Source organism: Pseudonocardia halophobica, from assembly GCF_050948485.1.
GTDB classification, from domain to species: domain Bacteria; phylum Actinomycetota; class Actinomycetes; order Mycobacteriales; family Pseudonocardiaceae; genus Pseudonocardia; species Pseudonocardia halophobica.
Genome location: NZ_CP192046.1, coordinates 3,627,480 through 3,647,525, shown reverse-complemented (window position 1 = coordinate 3,647,525; position 20,046 = coordinate 3,627,480). Strand labels below are relative to the sequence as shown.

At 74.2% G+C, this 20,046-nt stretch carries 20 protein-coding genes; 5 read left to right on the top strand and 15 right to left on the bottom strand.

The window, feature by feature from the left end:
• Window positions 1–36 precede the first annotated feature (36 nt).
• The gene (locus ACQP04_RS17540) at window positions 37–1,164 is read right to left on the bottom strand and encodes a M24 family metallopeptidase (protein ID WP_433508102.1); all 1,128 of its coding nucleotides are present in this window, start codon (window positions 1,162–1,164) and stop codon (window positions 37–39) included.
• A gap of 24 nt (window positions 1,165–1,188) precedes the next feature.
• Here ACQP04_RS17540 and ACQP04_RS17535 point away from each other — a divergent pair, with 24 nt between their 5' ends.
• Entirely contained in the window at window positions 1,189–1,899 is a 711-nt protein-coding gene (locus ACQP04_RS17535; RefSeq protein WP_433508101.1) for an MBL fold metallo-hydrolase, read from the top strand.
• Window positions 1,900–1,903: 4 nt separating this feature from the next.
• On the opposite strand, the gene aroQ is transcribed toward ACQP04_RS17535, so the two are convergent.
• From aroQ to ACQP04_RS17510, 5 genes are all read right to left on the bottom strand, one after another.
• Entirely contained in the window at window positions 1,904–2,332 is a 429-nt protein-coding gene (gene aroQ / locus ACQP04_RS17530) for a type II 3-dehydroquinate dehydratase (RefSeq protein ID WP_433508100.1), read from the bottom strand.
• Complete coding sequence (aroB, locus tag ACQP04_RS17525) at window positions 2,329–3,468, bottom strand: 3-dehydroquinate synthase (protein WP_433508099.1); 1,140 nt, start codon at window positions 3,466–3,468, stop codon at window positions 2,329–2,331. Before aroB ends, aroQ begins: the two co-directional genes overlap by 4 nt.
• An 83-nt stretch (window positions 3,469–3,551) precedes the next feature.
• Window positions 3,552–4,181: a shikimate kinase gene (locus tag ACQP04_RS17520; protein WP_433508098.1), complete on the bottom strand. Its 630-nt coding sequence runs from the start codon at window positions 4,179–4,181 to the stop codon at window positions 3,552–3,554.
• Window positions 4,182–4,281: 100 nt separating this feature from the next.
• Window positions 4,282–5,469, bottom strand: a complete 1,188-nt coding sequence (gene aroC / locus ACQP04_RS17515; RefSeq protein WP_433508097.1) for a chorismate synthase — start codon at window positions 5,467–5,469, stop codon at window positions 4,282–4,284.
• A gap of 12 nt (window positions 5,470–5,481) precedes the next feature.
• Complete coding sequence (locus ACQP04_RS17510) at window positions 5,482–6,405, bottom strand: prepilin peptidase (RefSeq protein WP_433508096.1); 924 nt, start codon at window positions 6,403–6,405, stop codon at window positions 5,482–5,484.
• A gap of 199 nt (window positions 6,406–6,604) precedes the next feature.
• Here ACQP04_RS17510 and ACQP04_RS17505 point away from each other — a divergent pair, with 199 nt between their 5' ends.
• The gene (locus tag ACQP04_RS17505; RefSeq protein WP_433508095.1) at window positions 6,605–7,471 is read left to right on the top strand and encodes a spermidine synthase; all 867 of its coding nucleotides are present in this window, start codon (window positions 6,605–6,607) and stop codon (window positions 7,469–7,471) included.
• A 171-nt stretch (window positions 7,472–7,642) separates the two neighbouring features.
• Here the strand turns inward: ACQP04_RS17505 and ACQP04_RS17500 are convergent, their stop codons facing one another.
• The 6 genes from ACQP04_RS17500 to shbA form a co-directional block, all read right to left on the bottom strand.
• Window positions 7,643–8,842, bottom strand: coding sequence for an endolytic transglycosylase MltG (locus ACQP04_RS17500; protein WP_433508094.1), 1,200 nt, complete (start codon window positions 8,840–8,842; stop codon window positions 7,643–7,645).
• A 118-nt stretch (window positions 8,843–8,960) separates the two neighbouring features.
• On the bottom strand, window positions 8,961–9,374 hold the full coding sequence (gene ruvX, locus ACQP04_RS17495; protein WP_433508093.1) for a Holliday junction resolvase RuvX: 414 nt from the start codon (window positions 9,372–9,374) through the stop codon (window positions 8,961–8,963).
• A gap of 41 nt (window positions 9,375–9,415) precedes the next feature.
• Entirely contained in the window at window positions 9,416–12,076 is a 2,661-nt protein-coding gene (gene alaS / locus ACQP04_RS17490) for an alanine--tRNA ligase (RefSeq protein ID WP_433508092.1), read from the bottom strand.
• A 56-nt stretch (window positions 12,077–12,132) separates the two neighbouring features.
• The gene (locus tag ACQP04_RS17485; protein ID WP_433508091.1) at window positions 12,133–12,441 is read right to left on the bottom strand and encodes a hypothetical protein; all 309 of its coding nucleotides are present in this window, start codon (window positions 12,439–12,441) and stop codon (window positions 12,133–12,135) included.
• A complete protein-coding gene (locus ACQP04_RS17480; RefSeq protein ID WP_433508090.1) occupies window positions 12,438–12,839 on the bottom strand; it encodes a DUF948 domain-containing protein in 402 nt (133 codons plus the stop codon). The genes ACQP04_RS17485 and ACQP04_RS17480 overlap by 4 nt, the downstream gene beginning before the upstream one ends.
• A gap of 103 nt (window positions 12,840–12,942) precedes the next feature.
• Window positions 12,943–13,737 (bottom strand): RNA polymerase sigma factor ShbA, encoded by a 795-nt coding sequence (gene shbA, locus ACQP04_RS17475; protein ID WP_433508089.1) that lies wholly within the window; start codon window positions 13,735–13,737, stop codon window positions 12,943–12,945.
• 372 nt (window positions 13,738–14,109) lie between these two features.
• Between shbA and ACQP04_RS17470 the strand changes: the two genes are divergently transcribed.
• A complete protein-coding gene (locus ACQP04_RS17470; protein ID WP_433508088.1) occupies window positions 14,110–14,805 on the top strand; it encodes a TetR/AcrR family transcriptional regulator in 696 nt (231 codons plus the stop codon).
• A 452-nt stretch (window positions 14,806–15,257) separates the two neighbouring features.
• On the top strand, window positions 15,258–16,079 hold the full coding sequence (locus tag ACQP04_RS17465) for a DNRLRE domain-containing protein (RefSeq protein WP_433508087.1): 822 nt from the start codon (window positions 15,258–15,260) through the stop codon (window positions 16,077–16,079).
• On the opposite strand, the gene rocD is transcribed toward ACQP04_RS17465, so the two are convergent.
• The 3 genes from rocD to ACQP04_RS17450 form a co-directional block, all read right to left on the bottom strand.
• Window positions 16,066–17,298, bottom strand: coding sequence for an ornithine--oxo-acid transaminase (gene rocD / locus ACQP04_RS17460; RefSeq protein ID WP_433508086.1), 1,233 nt, complete (start codon window positions 17,296–17,298; stop codon window positions 16,066–16,068). The two genes, ACQP04_RS17465 and rocD, sit on opposite strands and share 14 nt — an antisense overlap.
• Window positions 17,295–18,131, bottom strand: coding sequence for a dimethylargininase (ddaH, locus tag ACQP04_RS17455; protein WP_433508085.1), 837 nt, complete (start codon window positions 18,129–18,131; stop codon window positions 17,295–17,297). The genes rocD and ddaH overlap by 4 nt, the downstream gene beginning before the upstream one ends.
• Window positions 18,132–18,268: 137 nt before the next feature.
• A complete protein-coding gene (locus ACQP04_RS17450) occupies window positions 18,269–18,751 on the bottom strand; it encodes an Lrp/AsnC family transcriptional regulator (RefSeq protein ID WP_433508084.1) in 483 nt (160 codons plus the stop codon).
• Between ACQP04_RS17450 and ACQP04_RS17445 the strand changes: the two genes are divergently transcribed.
• Window positions 18,750–20,024, top strand: coding sequence for an arginine deiminase (locus ACQP04_RS17445; RefSeq protein ID WP_433508083.1), 1,275 nt, complete (start codon window positions 18,750–18,752; stop codon window positions 20,022–20,024). The two genes, ACQP04_RS17450 and ACQP04_RS17445, sit on opposite strands and share 2 nt — an antisense overlap.
• Window positions 20,025–20,046: the final 22 nt, after the last annotated feature.

Genomic DNA, 20,046 nt, shown 5'->3' with positions numbered 1-20,046 from the left:
CCGGAGCACGAGCGTGACCCCGGCGGACGTCCCCCGTCAGGCGACCTGGACGAGGTCCTTCGTGAACCCGGTGAGGGTCTCGGCCGGCCCCGCCCCGGGCACGACCAGGGTGTCCTCGATGCGGACGCCGCCCCGACCGGCGAGGTAGACCCCGGGCTCCACGGTGACCGCCATGCCGGCCTCCAGCACGTCCTTCGACGCGGCGGACAGCGCCGGGGCCTCGTGAATCTGCAGCCCGACGCCGTGGCCCAGCCCGTGCAGGAACTGCGGACCCCGCCCCGCCGCGGTGATCGGCTCGCGCGAGGCGGCGTCGACGTCCGCGGCGGGCACCCCGGCCTCCACCGCCGCGCAGCCGGCCGCCTGCGCCCCGTGGACGAGGGCGTACAGCTCGCGCTGCCAGTCCGCGGCCCGGCCGAGCACCAGCGTGCGGGTCATGTCCGAGTGGTAGCCGCCCACCAGGGCACCGAAGTCCAGCTTGAGGAGGTCGCCGGGGCGCAGCGCCACGTCGGTCGGGCTGTGGTGCGGGATCGCGGAGTTCGGGCCCGCGGCGACGATCGAGTCGAACGCCGGCCCGTCCGCCCCGAGCGCGCGCATCCGGAACTCCAGGTCCAGGGCGATCTCCCGCTCGGTCCGGCCCGCCCGGACCCCGCCCGCGTCGAGCAGGTCGGTGAGCGCCGTGTCGGCGATGGCGCAGGCCCGCCGGATCGCCTCGACCTCGGCGTCGTCCTTGATCACCCGCAGCTGCGCGACGAGCCCAGGGGCCCGCTCGAGCGTCGCACCCTCCGCGGCGGCGGACAGGGCGGCGTGCGCGTCGACGGTCACGGCGTCGGACTCGAAGCCCAGCCGCCGGATCCCGAGCGCCGACGCCCGCGCGGCCAGGGCCAGCGCCGTCGCCCGCTCGATCAGCGGCGGCACGTCCGGCACCTCGGCGGCGGCCTGGATCGTGTACCGGCCGTCCGTGCCGAACCGGCTGCCGGCGTCGTCCGTCGCGGCGAGCAGCAGGGCGCCGTTGGAGCCGGTGAACCCGGTCAGGTAGCGGACGTTGACGAGGTCGGTGACCAGCAGCCCGTCGAGCCCCGCGGCGCGCACCCGCACGCGGAGGGCCTCGCGGCGCGCGGCCTGCGGGCGGGGGCTTCGGGTGCTGGTCTGGGCGGCACCGGTCATGGGCCTCAGCCTAGGCTTGGCCGTATGAGCGGGTCGGGGCTGTACTTCAGGCAGCTGCTGTCCGGACAGGACTTCGCGGTCGGCGACCGGGTCGCCACCCAGATGGTCAACTTCGCCTACCTCATCGGGGACGAGGAGTCCCGCGAGGCCGTCGTCGTCGACCCGGCCTACGCCCCGGACGACCTCCTCGACGTGCTCGACGCCGACGGCATGCGGCTCACCGGCGTGCTCGCCACGCACCACCACCCCGACCACGTCGGCGGCACGATGATGGGCTTCGACCTCGCCGGGCTCACCGGGCTGCTCGCCCGCGCGCCCGTCCCGGTGCACGTGCAGAAGGCCGAGGCCGAGTGGGTCACCAAGGTCACCGGGCTCTCCGTCGCCGACCTCACCCTCCACGAGAACGACGACGTGGTGCAGGTCGGCGGCATCCCCATCCGGCTGCTGCACACCCCCGGCCACACCCCCGGCAGCCAGTGCTTCCTCGTCGACGGACGGCTGGTCGCCGGCGACACCCTGTTCCTGCAGGGCTGCGGCCGCACGGACTTCCCGGGCGGTGACGTCGAGGCGATGTACCGCAGCATCCAGCGCCTCGGCTCCCTCGCGGGCAACCCGACCGTCTACCCGGGGCACCGCTACTCGGAGGAGCCGCACTCGCCGCTGCTCGACGTCCGCCGCGCCAACGTCGTGTTCCGCCCGCGGTCGGCGGAGGAGTTCGTCTTGGCCTTCGGCTGAGGGTCTAGAGGCTCGCGAGGTAGCGCAGGGCCAGGACGTAGCCCTGCACGCCGAGGCCGACGATGGTGCCGGTGGCGACGGCGCTGACGTAGCTGTGGTGCCGGAACTCCTCGCGCGTGTGCACGTTGCTGATGTGCACCTCGATCAGGCCGCCCGTCAGCATCGCGCACGCGTCCCGCACCGCCACGCTGGTGTGCGTCCAGGCGGCGGGGTTGAGGACGACCGGGGTGCCGGCGTCGGCGGCCTCGTGCAGCCAGCCGATCAGCTCGCCCTCGGTGTTGGTCTGTCGGACCTCGACGTCCAGCCCCAGCTCGGTGCCGGTCTTCTCGCACAGCGCGACCAGGTCGGCGTAGGTCGTGTGGCCGTAGATGCCGGGCTCGCGCAGGCCGAGCCGGTTGAGGTTGGGACCGTTGAGGACCAGCACGCGCGTCATGCGCTCACCGTCGCATAGGCCTGCTCGAGCAGCTCCGGCGCGGGGCCCTCGAGCCGGCCAGGCTTCGCGAGGCCGTCGAGCACCACGAACCGCAGCATCCCGGCCCGGGACTTCTTGTCGCCCTTCATGGTCTCGACCAGCTCCGGCAGCACGCCGGCCTCGTACGTCGTGGGCAGGCCGATCGAGCTGAGGATCGCGCGGTGCCGGTCCGTGGTGGCGTCGTCGAGGCGTCCGGCGGCCCGGGCGAGCTCCGCGGCGAACACCAGCCCGACGCTCACCGCCGCCCCGTGCCGCCAGGTGTAGTCCTCCCGGCGCTCGATGGCGTGGCCCAGCGTGTGGCCGTAGTTGAGGATCTCCCGCAGGTGCGACTCGCGCAGGTCCGCGCCCACGACGTCGGCCTTCACCTGGATCGACCGCCGGACCAGCTCCGGCAGCACCTCGCCGGCCGGGTCGAGCGCGGCCTTCGGGTCCCGCTCGACGAGGTCGAGTATCACCGGGTCCGCGATGAAGCCGGCCTTGATCACCTCGGCCATGCCCGCCACCAGCTCCGGCTCGGGCAGCGTCTCCAGCGTCGCCAGGTCCACGAGCACGGCGGAGGGCTCGTAGAAGGCGCCGACCAGGTTCTTCCCGGCGGCGGTGTTGATGCCGGTCTTGCCGCCGACGGCCGCGTCGACCATCGCGAGCAGGGTGGTCGGCACGTGCACGACCTTCACCCCGCGCATCCAGGTCGCGGCCACGAAGCCGGCCAGGTCGGTCGCCGCTCCCCCGCCGAAACCGATCACGACGTCCTGGCGGGTCAGCCCGATCTGCCCGCAGACCTCCCAGCAGAACCCGGCGACGGCGAGCGCCTTGCCCTCCTCGGCGTCGGGCACCTCGACACGGTGGGCGTCGACACCGGCGTCCTCCAGCTCCTGCCGCACGGCCTCCGCCGCCTCTGCCAGCGCGGGCTGGTGCACCAGCAGCGCGGTCCGAGACCCCAGCTCCTGCACGACGCCGGGCAGCCCGGCCCGCACCCCGCGCCCGACGATCACGTCGTAGGGGCGCTCCGCGGCGACGCGGATCGTGGTGGGCGGGTCCGCCTGTGCCGCGGACGTGGCTGCGGTCGGGCTCGTCTCCGAGGGGCCGGGCTGGGTCATGGGACGACCCTAACCGCCCCCGGTCGTGCGACCTGCGGGCGCGTCGCGCCCGTCCTGTCCGCGCACGGGTGATCGTGTGGCGGTCAGGAGCCGGGGCGGCCGAAGACGGGGTCCGGGAGCGGGGCGTCGTCGGACGAGGTGATCGCGTCGTCGGGGTCGCCCGGGCTCGGGGCCGGGGCGGGGCTCGCGGCGGCGTCGAGATCGAGGGCCGTGAGCACCGCGGCGGCGACCTGGTTCGCGCTGCGCTTGACCGTGTCGATCTCGACCGTGGCGACCTCCTGGTACAGCGGGGCCCGCGCCTCGAGCAGCGCGCGGAAGGTCGCCCGCGGGTTCACACCGGCCAGCAGCGGGCGCGCGGTCGACATGCCGGTGCGGCGGATGCCGTCGGCCAGCCCGACCTTGAGGTACACGACCCGGTGCGCGGCCAGGAGCGCGCGCGTCGACCCGGCCAGCACCGATCCACCGCCGAGGGCGAGCACCCCGCAGTCCGTTCCCAGCAGCTCGGCCACGACCTCGCGCTCCACGGCGCGGAAGGCCTCCTCGCCCTGGGAGGTGAACATCTCCGCGATCGTGGTGCCGACGCGCGCCTCGATCTCGGTGTCGACGTCCGTGAACGGCACCGCCAGCCTGCGCCCGAGGACCCGCCCGACGGTGCTCTTGCCCGCCCCGGGGGGACCCACCAGCACCAGCACCGGCCTCGTCGCGTCGCTCACGGCGCGATCGTATCCGCCGTTCGCCCGGCGTTCACCGACCGCCCGCAGGCGCGGAAGCACCCGTGGTCAGTGCGTCGTCAGCCCACGCTCGGGTCCGCACTCAGTGCGCGAAGCGGCGCGTCACGTCGTCCCGGTAGGACGCCGCGTTGCGCCGGGTCTCGGCCAGCGAGTCGCCGCCGAACTTCTCCAGCGCCGCCTCGGCCAGCACCAGCGCCACCATCGACTCGGCGACCACCCCGGCGCGCGGGACGGCACAGGCGTCGGAACGCTGGTGGATCGCGGTCGCCTCCTCGCCCGTGGTGGTGTCGATCGTGCGCAGCGCCCGCGGCACCGTGGAGATCGGCTTCATGGCGACCCGCACGCGGACCGGCTCGCCGTTGGTCATGCCGCCCTCGATGCCGCCCGCGCGGTTGGACAGCCGCTTCACCGGGTCGCCCGGGATCATCTCGTCGTGCGCCGCGGAGCCGCGGCGGTGCGCGGTGCGGAAGCCGTCGCCGATCTCCACGCCCTTCATCGCCTGGATGCCCATGAGGGCCGCGGCGAGCTTGGCGTCGAGCCGGCGATCCGACTGGACGTAGGAGCCGACGCCGACCGGCATGCCGTAGGCGAGCACCTCGATGACGCCGCCCAGGGTGTCGCCGTCCTCGTGCGCGGCGTCGATCTCGGCCATCATCCGCACGGCCGTGGCCTCGGAGAAGGCGCGGACCGGGCTGGCGTCGACGCGGTCGAGGTCGCCGGGCCCGGGCACCGGGTCGTCCTCGGGGGCGTCGACGGCGCCGATCGCGACGACGTGCGACACGACGTCGACCCCGAACGCCTGCTTGAGGAACGCCTTGGCGACCGTGCCGAGCACGACCTTCGCGGCGGTCTCCCGGGCGCTGGCGCGCTCGAGGACCGGGCGGGCCTCGTCGAAGCCGTACTTCGTCATGCCGGCGAGGTCGGCGTGGCCGGGTCGCGGCCGGGTGAGCGGGGCGTTGCGGGCCCGGTTCGCGACGAGCTCCGGGTCGACGGGATCGGCCGCCATGACCGTCTCCCACTTGGGCCACTCGGTGTTGCCGATCCGGACGGCCACCGGGCCGCCCTGGGTCACGCCGTGCCGGAGGCCGCCGATCACCTCGAGCTCGTCCGCCTCGAACGCCATCCGCGGGCTGCGCCCGTGGCCCAGCTTGCGGCGGCCGAGCTCGGCCTGCAGCTCCTTGGTCGTGATCTCGACACCGGCGACCATGCCCTCCAGCACGGCGACCAGCGCGGGACCGTGCGACTCCCCGGCGGTGATCCAACGCAGCACGCCGCGATTCTCTCACCCCCCGCCCATCGGCCCGACGGCACCGCTCGTGCCGCCCACCAGCGCCGCCACGAACACCACCAGCCACGCCGAGCCGAGCATCGGCGGGCCGAGCGGCAGCTCCGCGGGAGGCATCGACCTCGACGCGCCCCTCCGCCAGGTCGCCGCGCCCGACGCGCTGTCGCACAGGAGCGGTGCCGCCACGCCCGGCGGGCCCGCGCCCGTGCCGTCGAGCGAGACACCAGCACCACGGGTGGGCCGGGCCGACCGCGCCACCATCCATCCGGCCATGCCCACACTGGCGACGGCCGTGAGCGCACAGCCGAGGAGCAGGGCCGGCCACGACGCGGCGGCGGACAGGGCGCCGACCGGTGCCGCGAGCTTCACGTCGCCCAGGCCCAGCGACCGCGGCGACACCGCGTGGACCAGAAGGTACGCGCCGACGAGGAGGGCGGCGCCCGCCGCGGCGCGCCCGACCGCCGCGACACCCACGGGCACGGCGAGGACCAGGGCGGCGGGCAGTGCGGGCAGGGTGAGCGCGTCGGGCAGGCGGTGGTGCCGCACGTCGACCACGCTCGCCACCACCGCGAGCCACCCGGCGCCGAGGAGCAGGGGCAGCCACGCCCACGGCAGCACCCCGGCCCCCGCCGCGCCGACGACACCCGCGCAGGGCACCCCGACCGCCACCTCCAGCCAGGGCGGCGGCACGCGCGTACCGCGGCGCATCCGCGCCAGCAGCAATCGACCGGCCGCGCCGCCCAGCATCCCGAGCCCGAACCCCAGGAGCGCCCAGCCGACGACGGTCCCGCCGGGCAGGAGGCCGTTCGGCGTGATCCCGCTCGCCGCCAGCTCGGCACCCACCCGCGGCAGCGGCGGACCCGCTCCCGAGAGCCCGCCGGGCACCAGCGCCTCCACCCTCACCACCAGCGACACGACCATGCCGCCGATGCTCGCCCGATCTGCCGACGGGCGGTGTACCCACCGCGAAGCTGTGCACAGGTCCGCCGATCCGTGGACGAACCTCCGCGGAGCGAGCCACGAGGGCCCCGTCCTGTCGCACCCACCTGGTAGTGCGCGTCACCGCCTCGGCACCCGACCGGCCGGTGCAGCGCCGCAGCGGCCGGGGAAGGATCGTGGGGTGCCCGACCCCGCTCGTCCCGATCCGCCCCTCGCACCCGCCGTCGTCCGGGCGGAGATCGACCACGGCCGGGCAGAGCTGGTGGGCGATCCCGAGCGCCCCCTGGCCTGGACCCTGCTCGTCAACGGCACCGCCCAGTCCCACGTCGACCTGGCCGACCCCGAGCACCTGGAGTTCGAGTACGTCCGGCGCATGGGGCACGTGGTCGACACGATCGCGCCGCCCATGACCCCGCTGCGCGCGGTCCACCTCGGCGGCGGCGCCTGGACGCTCCCCCGCTACGTCGCCGCGACCCGCCCGGGTTCGCCGCAGCTCGTCGTCGAGCTCGACGCGGCCCTGATCGACCTGGTCGCCGCGCGGCTGCCCGCCGACGACACCGGCATCGACGTGGTCAGCGGCGATGCCCGCGCGCTCCTCGCGACCCGCCCGGACGCCTCTGCCGACCTGCTGGTCCTCGACGTCTTCGCCGGCGCCCGCACCCCCGCCCACCTGACCTCGGCCGAGTTCGTCGCCGACGTGCGGCGGGTGCTCGCACCGGACGGGGTCTACGTCGCGAACGTGGCCGACGGCGGCGCGCTCGAGTTCGCCCGCGGCCAGACCGCGACCGTGGGCGCGCAGTTCCCCGAGCTCGCGGTGATCGCCGCGCCGGACCTGCTGTCCGGCCGGCGGTTCGGCAACCTCGTGCTGGTCGCCGCCGACCGGCCGCTGCCGGTGGCCGACCTGACCCGCCGGGCCGCGGGCGACCCGTTCCGCGCGCGGGTGCTGGCCGGGCCGGCGGTCGCGACGCTGGCGAAGGGCGCGCCCGTGCGGCACGACCGCTCGACCACTCCCTCGCCGGTCCCCCCGCCGGGCTTCTTCGGGCAGTGAGGCCCGGCTAGGCCGTGTCTCTCAATCCGGCGCCGTCGGGCCCGGTGATCCACGTCGTTCCCGGCAAGGCAGCCGGGCTGCCCTCATACCGGGCGTATTCGGGTGGCCCGGCAACGCCGGCGGGGACGGCGTGGGCGCCGGGAGCGGTGGTGGCGGGTTGGGAGACACGGCCTAGAACGCCCCGTTCCGGATCGCCTCGCCGACGTTGGTCTGGTGCTCGGCCAGCGAGGTCGCGAAGCAGGACGTGCCGTCCTTCTGGCACCGCACGAAGAAGGTCCACGGACCCGCCTCGGGGTCGAGCGCGGCGGCGATCGCGTCCTTGCCCGGCGCCGCGATCGGCGTCGGCGGCAGCCCCGTGTTCTGGTACGAGTTGTACGGCCCCGCCGTGCCCCGCGCCTCCGCGGTCGTGCGCAGCGCCTGCAGGTCCAGCGGGTAGTTGACCGTGGAGTCCAGCTCGAGCCGCTGGTTGATGTCGAGCCGGTTCGTGATCACCCGGGCGACCTTGCCCATGTCCGGGGTGATCGCCTCCTTCTCGGCCAGCGAGGCGAGCACCAGGAGCTGGTAGGTGGCGAGCCCGTCGTGGCTCGCGTCGGCGGTGAGCCCGCTCGACTCGAGCTGCGCGACCGACACCGCGAACAGGGACTTCCAGACGTCCGCGGCCGACGTGCCCGGCGCGACGTCGTACAGGCCCGGCACGATCAGGCCCTCGAACTTCCGGTTCGGCTCGGCCCGCGCGACGTCCTCGACCGCCCACTGGGGCACCCCGAGCGACGCCGGGTCGGCCGTGGCCATGACCTGCCGCAGCTCCTCCGGGCTCACGCAGCGCCGCTGGCCGTCGATCCGGCCGCAGCTGGCCTGCGAGATCAGGCTGATCACGCCGGGTGCGACGGTCCCGTCCGGCGAGCGGGTGTCGTCCAGCTGGGTGCCGCCGCGGATCTCCAGCCGCCCCACCCGCGACGACGGGTCGATCATCAGGGCGACCGCGGACTCGCCCGACATCTGCAGCCGCATCTGGTAGTAGCCGGGCTGGATCCCGAGGACCTTCTTCTCCTCGGCCGCGGCCTCGGTGAAGGCCTCCGGGCTGGCGACGACGCCGCGGCGGGCCAGCATCGTGCCGATCTGCCGGGTGGAGTCCCCGTCGAGGACCCGGACCACGGCGTCCCCCTGGCCGTCGCCGTCGAAGTCGTCCGTGAAGAAGGTGGAGCCCACCAGGTACGCACCCCCGCCGAACACGACCCCGAGCAGGACCAGCGCGGCGAGCAGTACGAACAGGCCGCGCCGGCGGCGCTTGCGCGCGATCTCACGCAGCTCCGCCCGCCGCGCCGCGAGCTCCTCGCGGCGGGTCAGGAAGGGACCGGTGGGTGGGTTCACGCCTCGCAGCCCGCCCGGTGGCGGTTCCGACTGCTGCGGCGCGTCCCGTTCACAGCTCCGGAGGGTAACGGGTCCCCGCACCGGCCCGGCACGGTGCACGCCCGACCGGGCCGGACGGTCACCGTCGGGTGTCCAGGTACCCCTGCAGGATGGCGACGGCGGCGGCCTGGTCGATCACCGCGCGTTGCTTGCGCCCCTTGACCCGGCCCCGCAGCTGCTGGGTCGCGACGACGGTCGTGAGCCGCTCGTCGTGCAGCACGACGGGCACCGCGAGCACGGCCTCCAGCTCGGCCCGGAACGCCTGCGCGGCCTCGGCCGCCGGTCCCTCCCGGCCGGCGAGGGTGCGGGGCAGCCCGAGCACGACCTCGACGGCCAGGTGCTCGTCGACCAGCTCCGCCACGCGCCGGGCCGCGCCCTCGCGCGGCACCGTCTCGAGCGGGGTCGCGACCAGGCCGTCGGGATCGCACAGGGCGACCCCGACGCGCACCGATCCCACGTCGACGCCGAGCCGGCGGCCTCGCGGCTCGATCACCGTGCCGACCTCGACCGCGCCGAGCTGTGGACGGACACTGCTCAGCCCCGGACCGCCTCGCGCAGCTTCCGGATGGCGGCCGCGACGCCCGACGGGTCCGTGCCACCGCCCTGGGCGAGGTCCGGCTTGCCGCCGCCCCGCCCGCCGACGGCAGGCGCGAACGCCGGGATCAGCTTGCCGGCGGCCAGGCCCTTGTCCCGGGCCGCGGCGGTGGTGGCCACGACGAACGCGACCTTCTCCCCGTCCGTGGAGAACAGCGCCACGACACCCGGCTTCGACCCGAGCCGTCCGCGGACGTCCGACGCCAGGTTGCGCAGGTCGTTGCCCGCCAGCCCGGCCGGGGCCTCGACCGCCACCACGGACACCCCGCCCAGGTCCTCGGCCTGCTCGGCGAGGGTCCCGGCGGAGGCCAGCACGGCTTCGGCGCGGTGCTTCTCCAGGTCCCGCTCGGCGTCGCGCAGCCGCTCGACCAGCCCGTTGATCCGCTCCGGCAGGTCCTCCGGCTTGGCCTTGAGCTGCTCGGCCAGCTGGCTGACGAGGAGGTGCTCCTTGGACATGTGGTCGAAGGCGTCGAGCCCCACGAGGGCCTCCACGCGCCGGATGCCCGAGCCGATCGAGCCCTCGGACAGCACCTTGATCAGGCCGATCTCGCCGGTCCGGCCCACGTGCGTGCCACCGCAGAGCTCGCGGGAGTAGTCGCCCATGTCGACCACGCGGACGCGGTCGCCGTACTTCTCGCCGAAGAGCATCATCGCGCCGAGCCGCTTGGCCTCGTCCATCGACGTCTCGTAGGCCTCGACCTCGCGGTTCTGCTGCAGCACCGCGTTGATCTCGCCCTCGACCTCGGCGAGCTGGGTCGGCGTAACGGCGCCGGACGGCGAGGTGAAGTCGAACCGCAGCCGCCCCGGGGCGTTGAGCGACCCGGCCTGCGCGGCGGAGGTGCCCAGTGCGCCGCGGACGCCCGCGTGCACCAGGTGCGTCCCGGTGTGGGCGCGGGAGATCGACGCCCGACGGGCCACGTCGATCTCGGCGACGACCGGCGAGTCGACCGTGGCCGTGCCGTTGGTGACGACGCCGCGGTGCACCCGCAGGCCCGCGACCGGCGACTGCACGTCGTCCACCCGGATGGTGAACGAGTCCGACCGCAGCTCACCGGTGTCGGCCTGCTGGCCACCGGCCTCGGCGTAGAACGGCGTGCGGTCGAGGACGACCTCGACCGACGAGCCCTCGGACGCGGCCGGCACCGGCTGCCCGTCGACCAGCAGTCCGACGATGGTGCCCTCGGCGGCCAGATCGCTGTAGCCGAGGAACTCCGTGATGCCGTGGTTGTCCAGCACCGCGCGGTAGACCGAGGCGTCGCCGTGCCCGACCTTGCGGGAGGCGGCGTCGGCCTTGGCCCGGGTGCGCTGCTCCTGCATGAGCGCGGTGAACCGGTCCTGGTCGACCTCGAGCCCCTGCTCGGCGGCCATCTCCAGGGTGAGGTCGATCGGGAAGCCGTAGGTGTCGTGCAGCTGGAAGGCGCGGTCGCCGGGCAGCACCAGGCCGCCGGCCTTCTTCGTCTCCGCCACGGCGGTGTCGAAGATGCGCGAGCCCGCCGTCAGCGTGGAGAGGAAGGCCTCCTCCTCCGCCTCGACGACGGCCGAGATCCGCTCGAAGTTCGTGATCAGCTCGGGGTAGGTCGGCGCCATCTCGTCCCGCACCACCTCGGCGAAGGCGCGCAGCACCGGCTGGGTCACACCGAGCAACCGGGCCGAGCGCACGATCCGGCGCAGCAGCCGGCGCAGCACGTAGCCACGGCCCTCGTTCGACGGCGTGACGCCGTCGCCGATGATCATCACGCCGGAGCGGGCGTGGTCGGCGATGACCCGGAAACGGGTGTCGTCCTCGGGGTTCGCGCCGTACTTGCGGCCCGACAGGGTCTCCGCCTGGGCGATCACCGGGCGGACCAGGTCGGTCTCGTAGACGTTGGCCACGCCCTGCAGCAGGTAGGCGACCCGCTCGACGCCCATGCCGGTGTCGATGTTCTTGCTGGGCAGGGTGCCGATCGGCGGGTGGCCGACCTTCGGGCTCAGCTCGCCGCGCTCGTCCTGCATGAAGACGAGGTTCCAGATCTCGAGGTACCGGTCCTCGTCGGCCTCGGGGCCGCCGTCGCGGCCGTACTCCGGGCCACGGTCGTAGTAGATCTCCGAGCAGGGGCCGCCGGGACCGGGCACGCCCATGTCCCAGTAGTTGTCCTTGCCGCCGCGGCGCTGGATTCGCTCCTCGGGCAGCCCGGCGATCTCCTTCCAGAGCGCGATGGCCTCGTCGTCGTCCTGGTAGACGGTGACCCAGATGCGCTCGGGGTCGAACCCGAACCCGCCCGAGTCGCGGTCCCCGGTCACGAGGGTCCAGGCCAGCTCGATCGCCCCGGCCTTGAAGTAGTCGCCGAAGCTGAAGTTCCCGGCCATCTGGAAGAACGTGTTGTGCCGGGTCGTGCGGCCGACCTCGTCGATGTCGCCGGTGCGCACGCACTTCTGGATCGACGTGGCACGCGGGTACGGCGCCGGGACGTCACCCAGGAAGTACGGCTTGAACTGCACCATGCCGGCGTTGACGAACAGCAGGTTGGGGTCGTCGAGGATCAGCGACGCGCTGGCCACCGGGGTGTGCCCGGCCCTGACGAAGTGCTCGGTGAAACGGCGGACGATCTCGTGGGTCTGCACGGGTGTCTCTCTCGCGGAAAACGGGTGGGACGACGGCGCGGTGCGGCAGGGACCGCTCAGGCCCCTGCCCCGCGCGCTCGCCCCCGAGGGCGGGCCGGCTCGTCCTCGGCCGCGGCCTCACTGTAGGACGGGACGTGTCCGCCCGTCCGCCGCTCGACGAGGTCGGTGAGCTCCTGCTCGCGGGTGGCCATGCCGGCACGCACCTCGGCACCGAAGGCGCCGAGGCCGGCCCCGAGCTCGCGCAGCCCGTCGGCCAGGTCGGCGCCGATGCCCTGCGGGGTGAGCCGCTGCCTGGTCTCGGTGAGCCGGCGGGTGACGTAGGCGCCGGCGGCGGCGCCGACGCCGATCCAGAAGAGCCGCTTCACTTCGTCCTCCCCCGGCGGCGGCCACGGGAGTGCGCCCCCGCGTCCTTGCCGGCGCGGCGGGCCTTGATGGCCTTGTTCAGGCCGTAGGAGAAGGCGGCGGCGCGCACCAGCGGTCCGCCCAGGGTCGCGGTGAACAGCGAGGTCAGCACCGACACGTTGCTGGTGACGGTCTTGGCGTTCGACGTGATCCCGTCGACCCGCTCGAGCTGGGTGTTCACGCTGTTCAGCGTGGTGTGCGCGTCGACCAGCAGGGGGGCGCTGCCCTCGTGGGCCTTGCGGATCGCGACGGTCGCCTCGTCGAGCGTCCGGCCGAGCTTCAACAGCGGGATCGCGAGCAGCACGACGAGCACCACGAACGCGATCGCCGCGATGAGCGCGGCGATCTGACCAGCCGACACGGACCCCTCCAGCGATCTTCGAATGACGACCGCCACGAGCGTGGAGATCGGCGGTCAGGCTACTCCCCCGGCCGCCGGTCCCCACGTCCGGATCACGCCCGGATCAGCCGGTGGTGCCGACCGCGCCCTCGTCCGTGTCGGCCTCGACGGCGGCCGCCACGGCCTCGGCGACCTCACGGGGCAGGCCGCCGGTGACGAGCTGGCGCAGCCGCGCGAGCGCGCGGTGCTGGGTGACGCGGACGGCGCCGGGGGTGGAGCCGACGGTCTGCGCGGTCTCCTCGGCGCTGAGGCCGACGACCACCCGGAGGACGAGGACCTCGCGCTGCCGCTCGGTCAGCACGCCGAGCAGCCCGCCCAGGCGCTGGTTGAGCTCGGCGGTCAGCGCCAGGTGCTCCGGCCCGTCGAGCACCACGCCGGTGTCCGGGACGTCCGCGACCGGCTCGGAGCGGTTCCGGCCGATTGCCCGGAAGGTGTCGGTGACCTTGTGCGCGGCGATGCCGTACACGAAGGCACGGAAGGACAGGCCCTTGACGGTGTAGGTCGGCAGCGCGGCGAGCACGGCGACGCAGACGTCCTGCGCCACGTCCTCCGCCGAGCCGATGACCGTCTCCTGGCGGCCGAGCCGGGCACGGCAGTATCGCAGCACCAGCGGGCGGATCTCCTCGAGGAGCCGCTCGCGGGCCCGCGGGTCGCCCTCGACGGCGGTGGCCACGTACTGCTCGAGGACCGAGGGCGCCGGAACCGACCGGGTCCGCCGCCCCTTCGTCCCGGGGACGACGGTGAGCTGCGGGATCTGGACCTCGGTGGGTGCCGAGCCGGGGACGGCGGTGAGTCCCTCCGGTTCGGCGAACGCGGCGCCGAACGGATCCGGGGGGTCGAAGGCTGCCGCGGCGGTCATCGGACCGGTTCCGAGGCAGGGCGGATCGAAGCGTGCATGGGTTCCCCTCCCCTGCGACGCAGGAGGGCGTGCCCGACCTCCGGGGCCGGACGGCGCCCCTCCGCGCCGTGCGCGGTAGTGATGCGGCCGGGGCCCGATGTGCCCGTCGGACCCTGGCCGCGTGCTCCGGACGGAGCGACCGTGCGACACCCGCCCGGCCGCACGAGGCGACCTCCGACGGGCCGGTGCCCGCACCCTCCTCCCGCCCGGTGATCGCGGGCCGTGCCCTGCCCGACGAGACCGTTCGAGATTCAAGTACGTGCTCACCATCTTGAGTGATCCTCGAAATGGAGTCAAGCCCAACTCGGCGTGTTTCGACTACGGTCCGTCGATATGACCACCGGCGGAAGCGGCCGTTCGAGCGACGCCCGGGCTCGGGCCGCACGAACGAAGCGCGACCGCACCCGCCGCGCCCTGCTGGACGCCGCCGACGCCAACTTCGGCACCCGCGGGTGGAACCGCACGCGTATGGAGGACATCGCGGCCACCGCGGGGGTGAGCCCGGCGACCGCCTACAACCACTTCCCGAGCAAACACGCACTCATCGGCGCCGTCTACGGGCCACTGGTCCATAGTCTGGTGCAGCAGGCGGAGCAGGACCGCAGGGCCGGACGGCCGGTGCTCGACGCACTGCGCGACCAGGTCAACGCCCTGACCAGGACGAGTTGGCGGCACCGCGGTCTCACCGCCGCGTTCTGGTACGCCGTCCAGGACTACGTCTCGACCCGGGTCGGAGGGCCCCCGGACCCGGCCGACCTGGGCGATCCGCGCACCCTCGCCCCGATTCCGGACGCGATCCTCGGCCTCCTGCAGGACGGGCAGGCCTCCGGGGAGCTGCGCCCGTACCCGCCGGCCCTGGAGATCAGCGGGTTGATCGTCAACACCCTCCTCATGCGCGCCGTGAACCGGCCCCACGAGCCTCCCGAGCAGACGGCCGAATTGTTACTCACCGTGCTCTTCGGGACACTCAAGCCGGAGCTGCTCTGCCGCGCCCGGGAGGACGAGCGGCCGTTCGCGGGCGACCACTGAACGCTCTCACGGGACGGGCGGCCGTCGGCGCACGACGAGCGGTACCGAACGGGTGTATCCGGTCCCCCGCTGCGGGCGCGTTCCTTTCCGTACCCCACAGGTGGTCGTACCTGTACCGATCATGGAACGTCGCGCGGTGTCCCGCACCGCCACCCTGCTCTCCCTCGCACTGTCCCTCGGCGCGGCCACGGTCCTGGCGGCCGCCCCCGCCGCCGCGGCCCCCACCGGCCCCACCAGCTCCACGGAGGCCGGCAGCACGACCAGCGCCACCTCCGAGTCCACGGCCCGGCCCGACGGCGGGCGGACCGTCACCCTCTACTCCGGCCCGGTCCGCGTGCAGCGCGGCGCCGAGTGGCTGCCGGTCGACCTCACCCTGCAGGCCGGGCCCGACGGCGTCGTCCGGCCGGTCGCGGCACCCCACGACCTCACGCTGACCCCCGACGGGACCGTCGGTGCGGTACGCGGAGGGCGGGTCGGCGGCCGTCGTGTGGCCGGCCCCGCTGTCCGCCCCGCGGCTCGACGGCCCGACGGCCACCTACCCGCAGGTCCGGCCCGGCTACGACCTCGAGGTCGAGGCGACCCGCGCCGGCTTCGTCGCCTCCGTGCGCAAGGACGGCGCCCCGACCGGACCCGCGCCGGAGCTGAAGCTGACCGGCAACGCCGAGGCGGTGCCGGACGCGACCGGCTCGCTGACCGAGGCGGAGTCCGCCGTCAGCCGGGTGGTCGCGGCCGCCCCGGTCACCGCCGCGGCGCCGGTCCCCTTCGACACCACCGCTCAGACGACCGTCGAGAACACCGACACCTCGGGCGACCCGGACCTCCGGCTCGGCAGCTACGACGGCAGGGAGGCGGCCCGCAGCTACCTCACGTTCGACCTCACCCGGGCCGGTGCGAGCGGAGGAAGGGCCGCGTCCGTGCGTACGGCGACGCTGGACCTCTACCAGACCTGGTCCGCCTCCTGCCGGCCGCGCGCCTGGGAGGTGTGGACGCTCCCCGCGGGCACCACCGTCGGGCCGAAGCTCCGCTGGGCGAACCAGCCGCAGGGCGAGCGGCTGCGCGCGACCAGCACCGACACCCGCGGCAATGCCACGGCCTGCGCACCGGGCTGGAGCAGCGTCGACGTGACCGAGCTGGTGAAGGAGTGGACGGCCGCCGGCGCCACGAGCGGCACCGTGATGCTCAGGGCGGCCGACGAGACCGACCCGCTGTCCTGGAAGCGGTTCGCCTCCGCCGAGACGGCGACGGTCCCCCACCTCACCGTCACGCTCGGCTGAGGACCCCCTCCAGGGCGTCGAGGGCCAGGTGCAGGTCCGGCTCCTCGACGACGAGCGGCGGCGAGAGGCGCAGCGTCGGGCCGTGGGTGTCCTTGGTGAGCACCCCGGCCCGCGCGAGCCGCTCGCCGAGCTCGCGCCCGGTACCGAGCGCCGGGTCGACGTCGATACCCGCCCACAGCCCCACCCCGCGCACGGCGGTCAGCCCCGGCATCGCGCGCAGCCGCGCCTGCAGGACCTCGCCGAGCGCGCGGGCGTGGGCGAGCACGACGTCGTCGCGCAGGATCCCGATCACCGCCCGGCCGACGGCGCAGGCCAGTGGGTTCCCGCCGAAGGTCGAGCCGTGCTGCCCGGGCTTGAGCACACCGAGGACGTCCGCGTTCGCCACGACGGCCGACACCGGCACCACGCCGCCGCCGAGCGCCTTGCCCAGCAGGTAGACGTCCGCCTGCACGCCGCCGAGGCCGCGGGTCGCGAGCACGTACCCGGTCCGCCCGAAGCCGGACTGCACCTCGTCGGAGATCCACAGCACCCCGGTCTCGCTGCAGATCTCCCGCACCGCACGCAGGTACCCGTCCGGCGGGACGATCACCCCGGCCTCGCCCTGCACCGGCTCCAGCAGCACCGCCACCGTGTCCGGGGTGATCGCGGCGCGCAGGGCCTCGGCGTCCCCGTACGGGACGACGTCGAACCCGGGGGTGAACGGGCCGAACCCGCCGCGGGCCTCCGGGTCGGTGGAGAAGGACACGATCGAGATCGTGCGGCCGTGGAAGGCGCCGGCCGCCACGACCACGCGCGCCCGGTCGGCCGGCACGCCCTTGACCTCGTAGCCCCACTTGCGGGCCACCTTCAGCCCGGACTCGACGGCCTCGGCGCCGGTGTTCATCGGCAGCACCATGTCCTTGCCGAGCAGCGCGGCGAGCTCGGTGCAGAACGGGCCGAGCTGGTCGTTGCCGAAGGCCCGGCTGGTCAGCGTCATCCGGTCGAGCTGGGCGTGGGCCGCGGCGCGCAGCACCGGGTTGCCGTGGCCGAAGTTCAGGGCGGAGTAGCCGGCGAGGAAGTCGAGGTAGCGGCGGCCCTCGACGTCCGTCACCCAGGCACCCTCGCCGGAGGACAGCACCACCGGCAGCGGGGCGTAGTTGTGGGCGGAGTGCTCGGCGAGCATCCGCTCGTGGTGCGCGGTCGCCGAGAGGGACACGGTGGGCTGGTCCAGAAGGGTCATGCGCGCACCTCCAACGTGCAGCACTTGGGTCCGCCACCGCCCTTGAGCAGCTCGGACAGGTCGACGCCCACGGGCTCGTACCCGCGGTCGCGCAGGGCGACGGCCAGCCCGGCCGCCGCGGCGGGGAGGACGACGTGCCGGCCGTCCGACACGGCGTTGAGCCCGAGGACCGCCGCGTCGACCTGCGAGGCGAGCACCGCGTCGGGGTAGCGGCCGGCCAGCACCCCACGGGAGCGCGGCGAGAAGGCTTCGGGCAGGTAGGCGACGTCGTGCCCGGACAGCACGGCCAGCGCGGTGTCGAGGTGGTAGTAGCGGGGGTCGACGAGCTCCAGGCCGATCACGGGGCGGCGCAGCACCCGGGCGGCCTCGGCGTGCGCCCGCGGCTCCGTGCGGAATCCGGTGCCGGCCAGCACGACGTCGCCGGCCACGAGGAAGTCCCCCTCGCCCTCGTTGACGAACATCGGCTCGGTGTAGGTGCCGACCTCGACCAGCGCCTTGCGGTAGAGCTCGGCCTCGGCGGCGCGCTGCGGGTACCGGAAGCGGGCGCCGTAGACCCGGCCGTCGACGACGGTCGCGGCGTTGGCGGCGTAGACCATGTCCGGCAGTCCGATTTCGGGCTCCACGACGGTCACCTCGTGGCCCAGGTCGAGGTAGGTGCGGCGCAGGGCGTCCCACTGCGCGAGGGCCAGCTCGCGGTCGACCGGCGTCCCGGGTCGCATCCACGGGTTGATGGCGTACTCGACGGCGAAGTGCGTGGGCGGGCACATGACGTAGTGCCGCCGGGTGGGTGTGCGGTCGCCGATGGTGTCGGGACGGGTGAGAACGCTGGTCATCAAGCCTCCCTCGGCGCGGCGGGAGTCACGTCCTCGGGACTCCCTGCAACGGTAAAGAGGCCTGCGCCACGCCCACAATCGACGTTCATTGCCCATCTGCGCTCGATCATTGCGCGTTCGGTCGCGACAACGGCGTTTCAGTGCACGGTCGGCGGCGGCCTGCGGATGAGCGGCGAGAGCACCAGCACGGACTTGGTCCGCTCGACGAACCCCTCGGCTCCGATCTGCTCCAGCACCTGCTCGAAGTGCCGCATGTCCGCGGCGAGGATACGGACCAGGGCGTCCGCGTCGCCGGACACCGTGCTGGCGTCGACGACCTCGGCCAGCCCCGCGCAGGCGCGGCGGATCGCCGCGGGCGGCGTCGACGGCCGGCAGTAGAGCTCGACGTACCCCTCGACCGCCCAGCCCAGCGCGGCCGGGTCGAGGCGCACCGTGAACGCGGTGATCACCCCGTCGGCCCGCAGCCGGTCCACGCGCCGTTTCACCGCGGACGCCGACAGCCCGACCTCCGCGCCCAGCTCCGCGAAGCTCCGGCGCGAGTCCGCGACGAGCAGGGTCACGATCTTCTCGTCGAGCGGGTCCCAGCGCACCCACCCATCTTCGGCCACGATGTCGTTCATGCAGCCCACGGACTCCCCGGACGGTTCCGGCCCCGGCCGGGCCGCGGACCGGGTCTACCGGGTCGACTCGGAGGTCGGGACGCTGCGGCGGGTCCTGCTGCACCGGCCCGGCCTCGAGCTCAAGCGGCTGACCCCGGGGAACAAGGACCAGCTGCTGTTCGACGACGTCCTGTGGGTCCAGCGCGCCCAGGAGGAACACGACGGCTTCGCCGCGCTGCTGCGGGAGCGCGGCGTCGAGGTCCACCTGTTCAACCGGCTGCTGCGCGAGACCTTCGCGCTGCCCGAGGCGAAGGCCCACGCGCTCGACCGGATCTTCGACGACCGGATGTACGGCCCGCTCGCCGTCGACGCCCTGCGCAACCTGTTCGACGCCATGGACGTGGACACGCTGACCGAGCACATGATCGGCGGCATCACCAAGCGCGAGGTGCTGGAACGGATCGACGAGCCGCGGTCGATCGCCTTCCACATCCTGGGCCCGGACGACTTCGTGCTGGAGCCCCTGCCGAACCACCTCTACACCCGGGACACCACGGCCTGGATCCACGGCGGCGTCGCGATCAACAGCATGCGCAAGCAGGCGCGGATGCGCGAGACCGTGCACTACGAGGCCGTGTACCGCTGGCACCCGTTGTTCGCCGGGGCAGGCTTCGACGTCTGGTCGGCCGGCTCGGTCAACGGGCCCGCGACCGTCGAGGGCGGCGACATCCTGGTGCTGGGCGACGGCGCGGTGCTGGTCGGGATGAGCGAGCGGACCCGTCCAGCGGGCGTGGAGCGACTGGCGCGGTCGCTGTTCGCCGGCGGCCAGGTCGACCGGATCGTGGCGCTGCGGATGCCGCACGGGCGCGCGCTGATGCACCTCGACACCGTCCTGACGATGATCGACCGCGGGACGTTCGTGAAGTACGCCGGGCTCGGGATGCTGCCCTCGTACACGGTCCGGCCGGGCGACTCCGACAAGGAGATGGTCATGACCGACCACCCGCCGGAGGACATGCACGCCGCCGTCGCCGCCGCGCTCGGGCTGGACTCGATCCGCGTGCTCACCGCGGAGCAGGACGTGCACTCCGCCGAGCGCGAGCAGTGGGACGACGGCTGCAACCTGCTCGCCGTCTCCCCGGGCGTGGTGGTGACCTACGAGCGGAACGTCACCACCAACACCTACCTGCGGAAACAGGGCGTCGAGGTGCTCGAGGTCCCGGGCGGCGAGCTCGGCCGCGGGCGCGGCGGGCCCCGGTGCATGAGCTGTCCGGTGCTGCGCGACCCCGCGTGATCGACAGGACCGCGGATACTCA

Coding starts and splice junctions, on each gene's coding strand:
- aroQ (WP_433508100.1), bottom strand. CDS start 2,332: ATGACGCGCGTGCTGGTCCTCAACGGTCCCAACCTCAACCGGCTCGGC.
- ACQP04_RS17510 (WP_433508096.1), bottom strand. CDS start 6,405: ATGGTCGTGTCGCTGGTGGTGAGGGTGGAGGCGCTGGTGCCCGGCGGG.
- ddaH (WP_433508085.1), bottom strand. CDS start 18,131: ATGACCAGCGTTCTCACCCGTCCCGACACCATCGGCGACCGCACACCC.
- aroB (WP_433508099.1), bottom strand. CDS start 3,468: ATGACCCAGCCCGGCCCCTCGGAGACGAGCCCGACCGCAGCCACGTCC.
- ACQP04_RS17450 (WP_433508084.1), bottom strand. CDS start 18,751: ATGAACGACATCGTGGCCGAAGATGGGTGGGTGCGCTGGGACCCGCTC.
- ACQP04_RS17470 (WP_433508088.1), top strand. CDS start 14,110: ATGACCACCGGCGGAAGCGGCCGTTCGAGCGACGCCCGGGCTCGGGCC.
- shbA (WP_433508089.1), bottom strand. CDS start 13,737: ATGACCGCCGCGGCAGCCTTCGACCCCCCGGATCCGTTCGGCGCCGCG.
- rocD (WP_433508086.1), bottom strand. CDS start 17,298: ATGACCCTTCTGGACCAGCCCACCGTGTCCCTCTCGGCGACCGCGCAC.
- ACQP04_RS17535 (WP_433508101.1), top strand. CDS start 1,189: ATGAGCGGGTCGGGGCTGTACTTCAGGCAGCTGCTGTCCGGACAGGAC.
- ACQP04_RS17445 (WP_433508083.1), top strand. CDS start 18,750: ATGCAGCCCACGGACTCCCCGGACGGTTCCGGCCCCGGCCGGGCCGCG.
- ACQP04_RS17540 (WP_433508102.1), bottom strand. CDS start 1,164: ATGACCGGTGCCGCCCAGACCAGCACCCGAAGCCCCCGCCCGCAGGCC.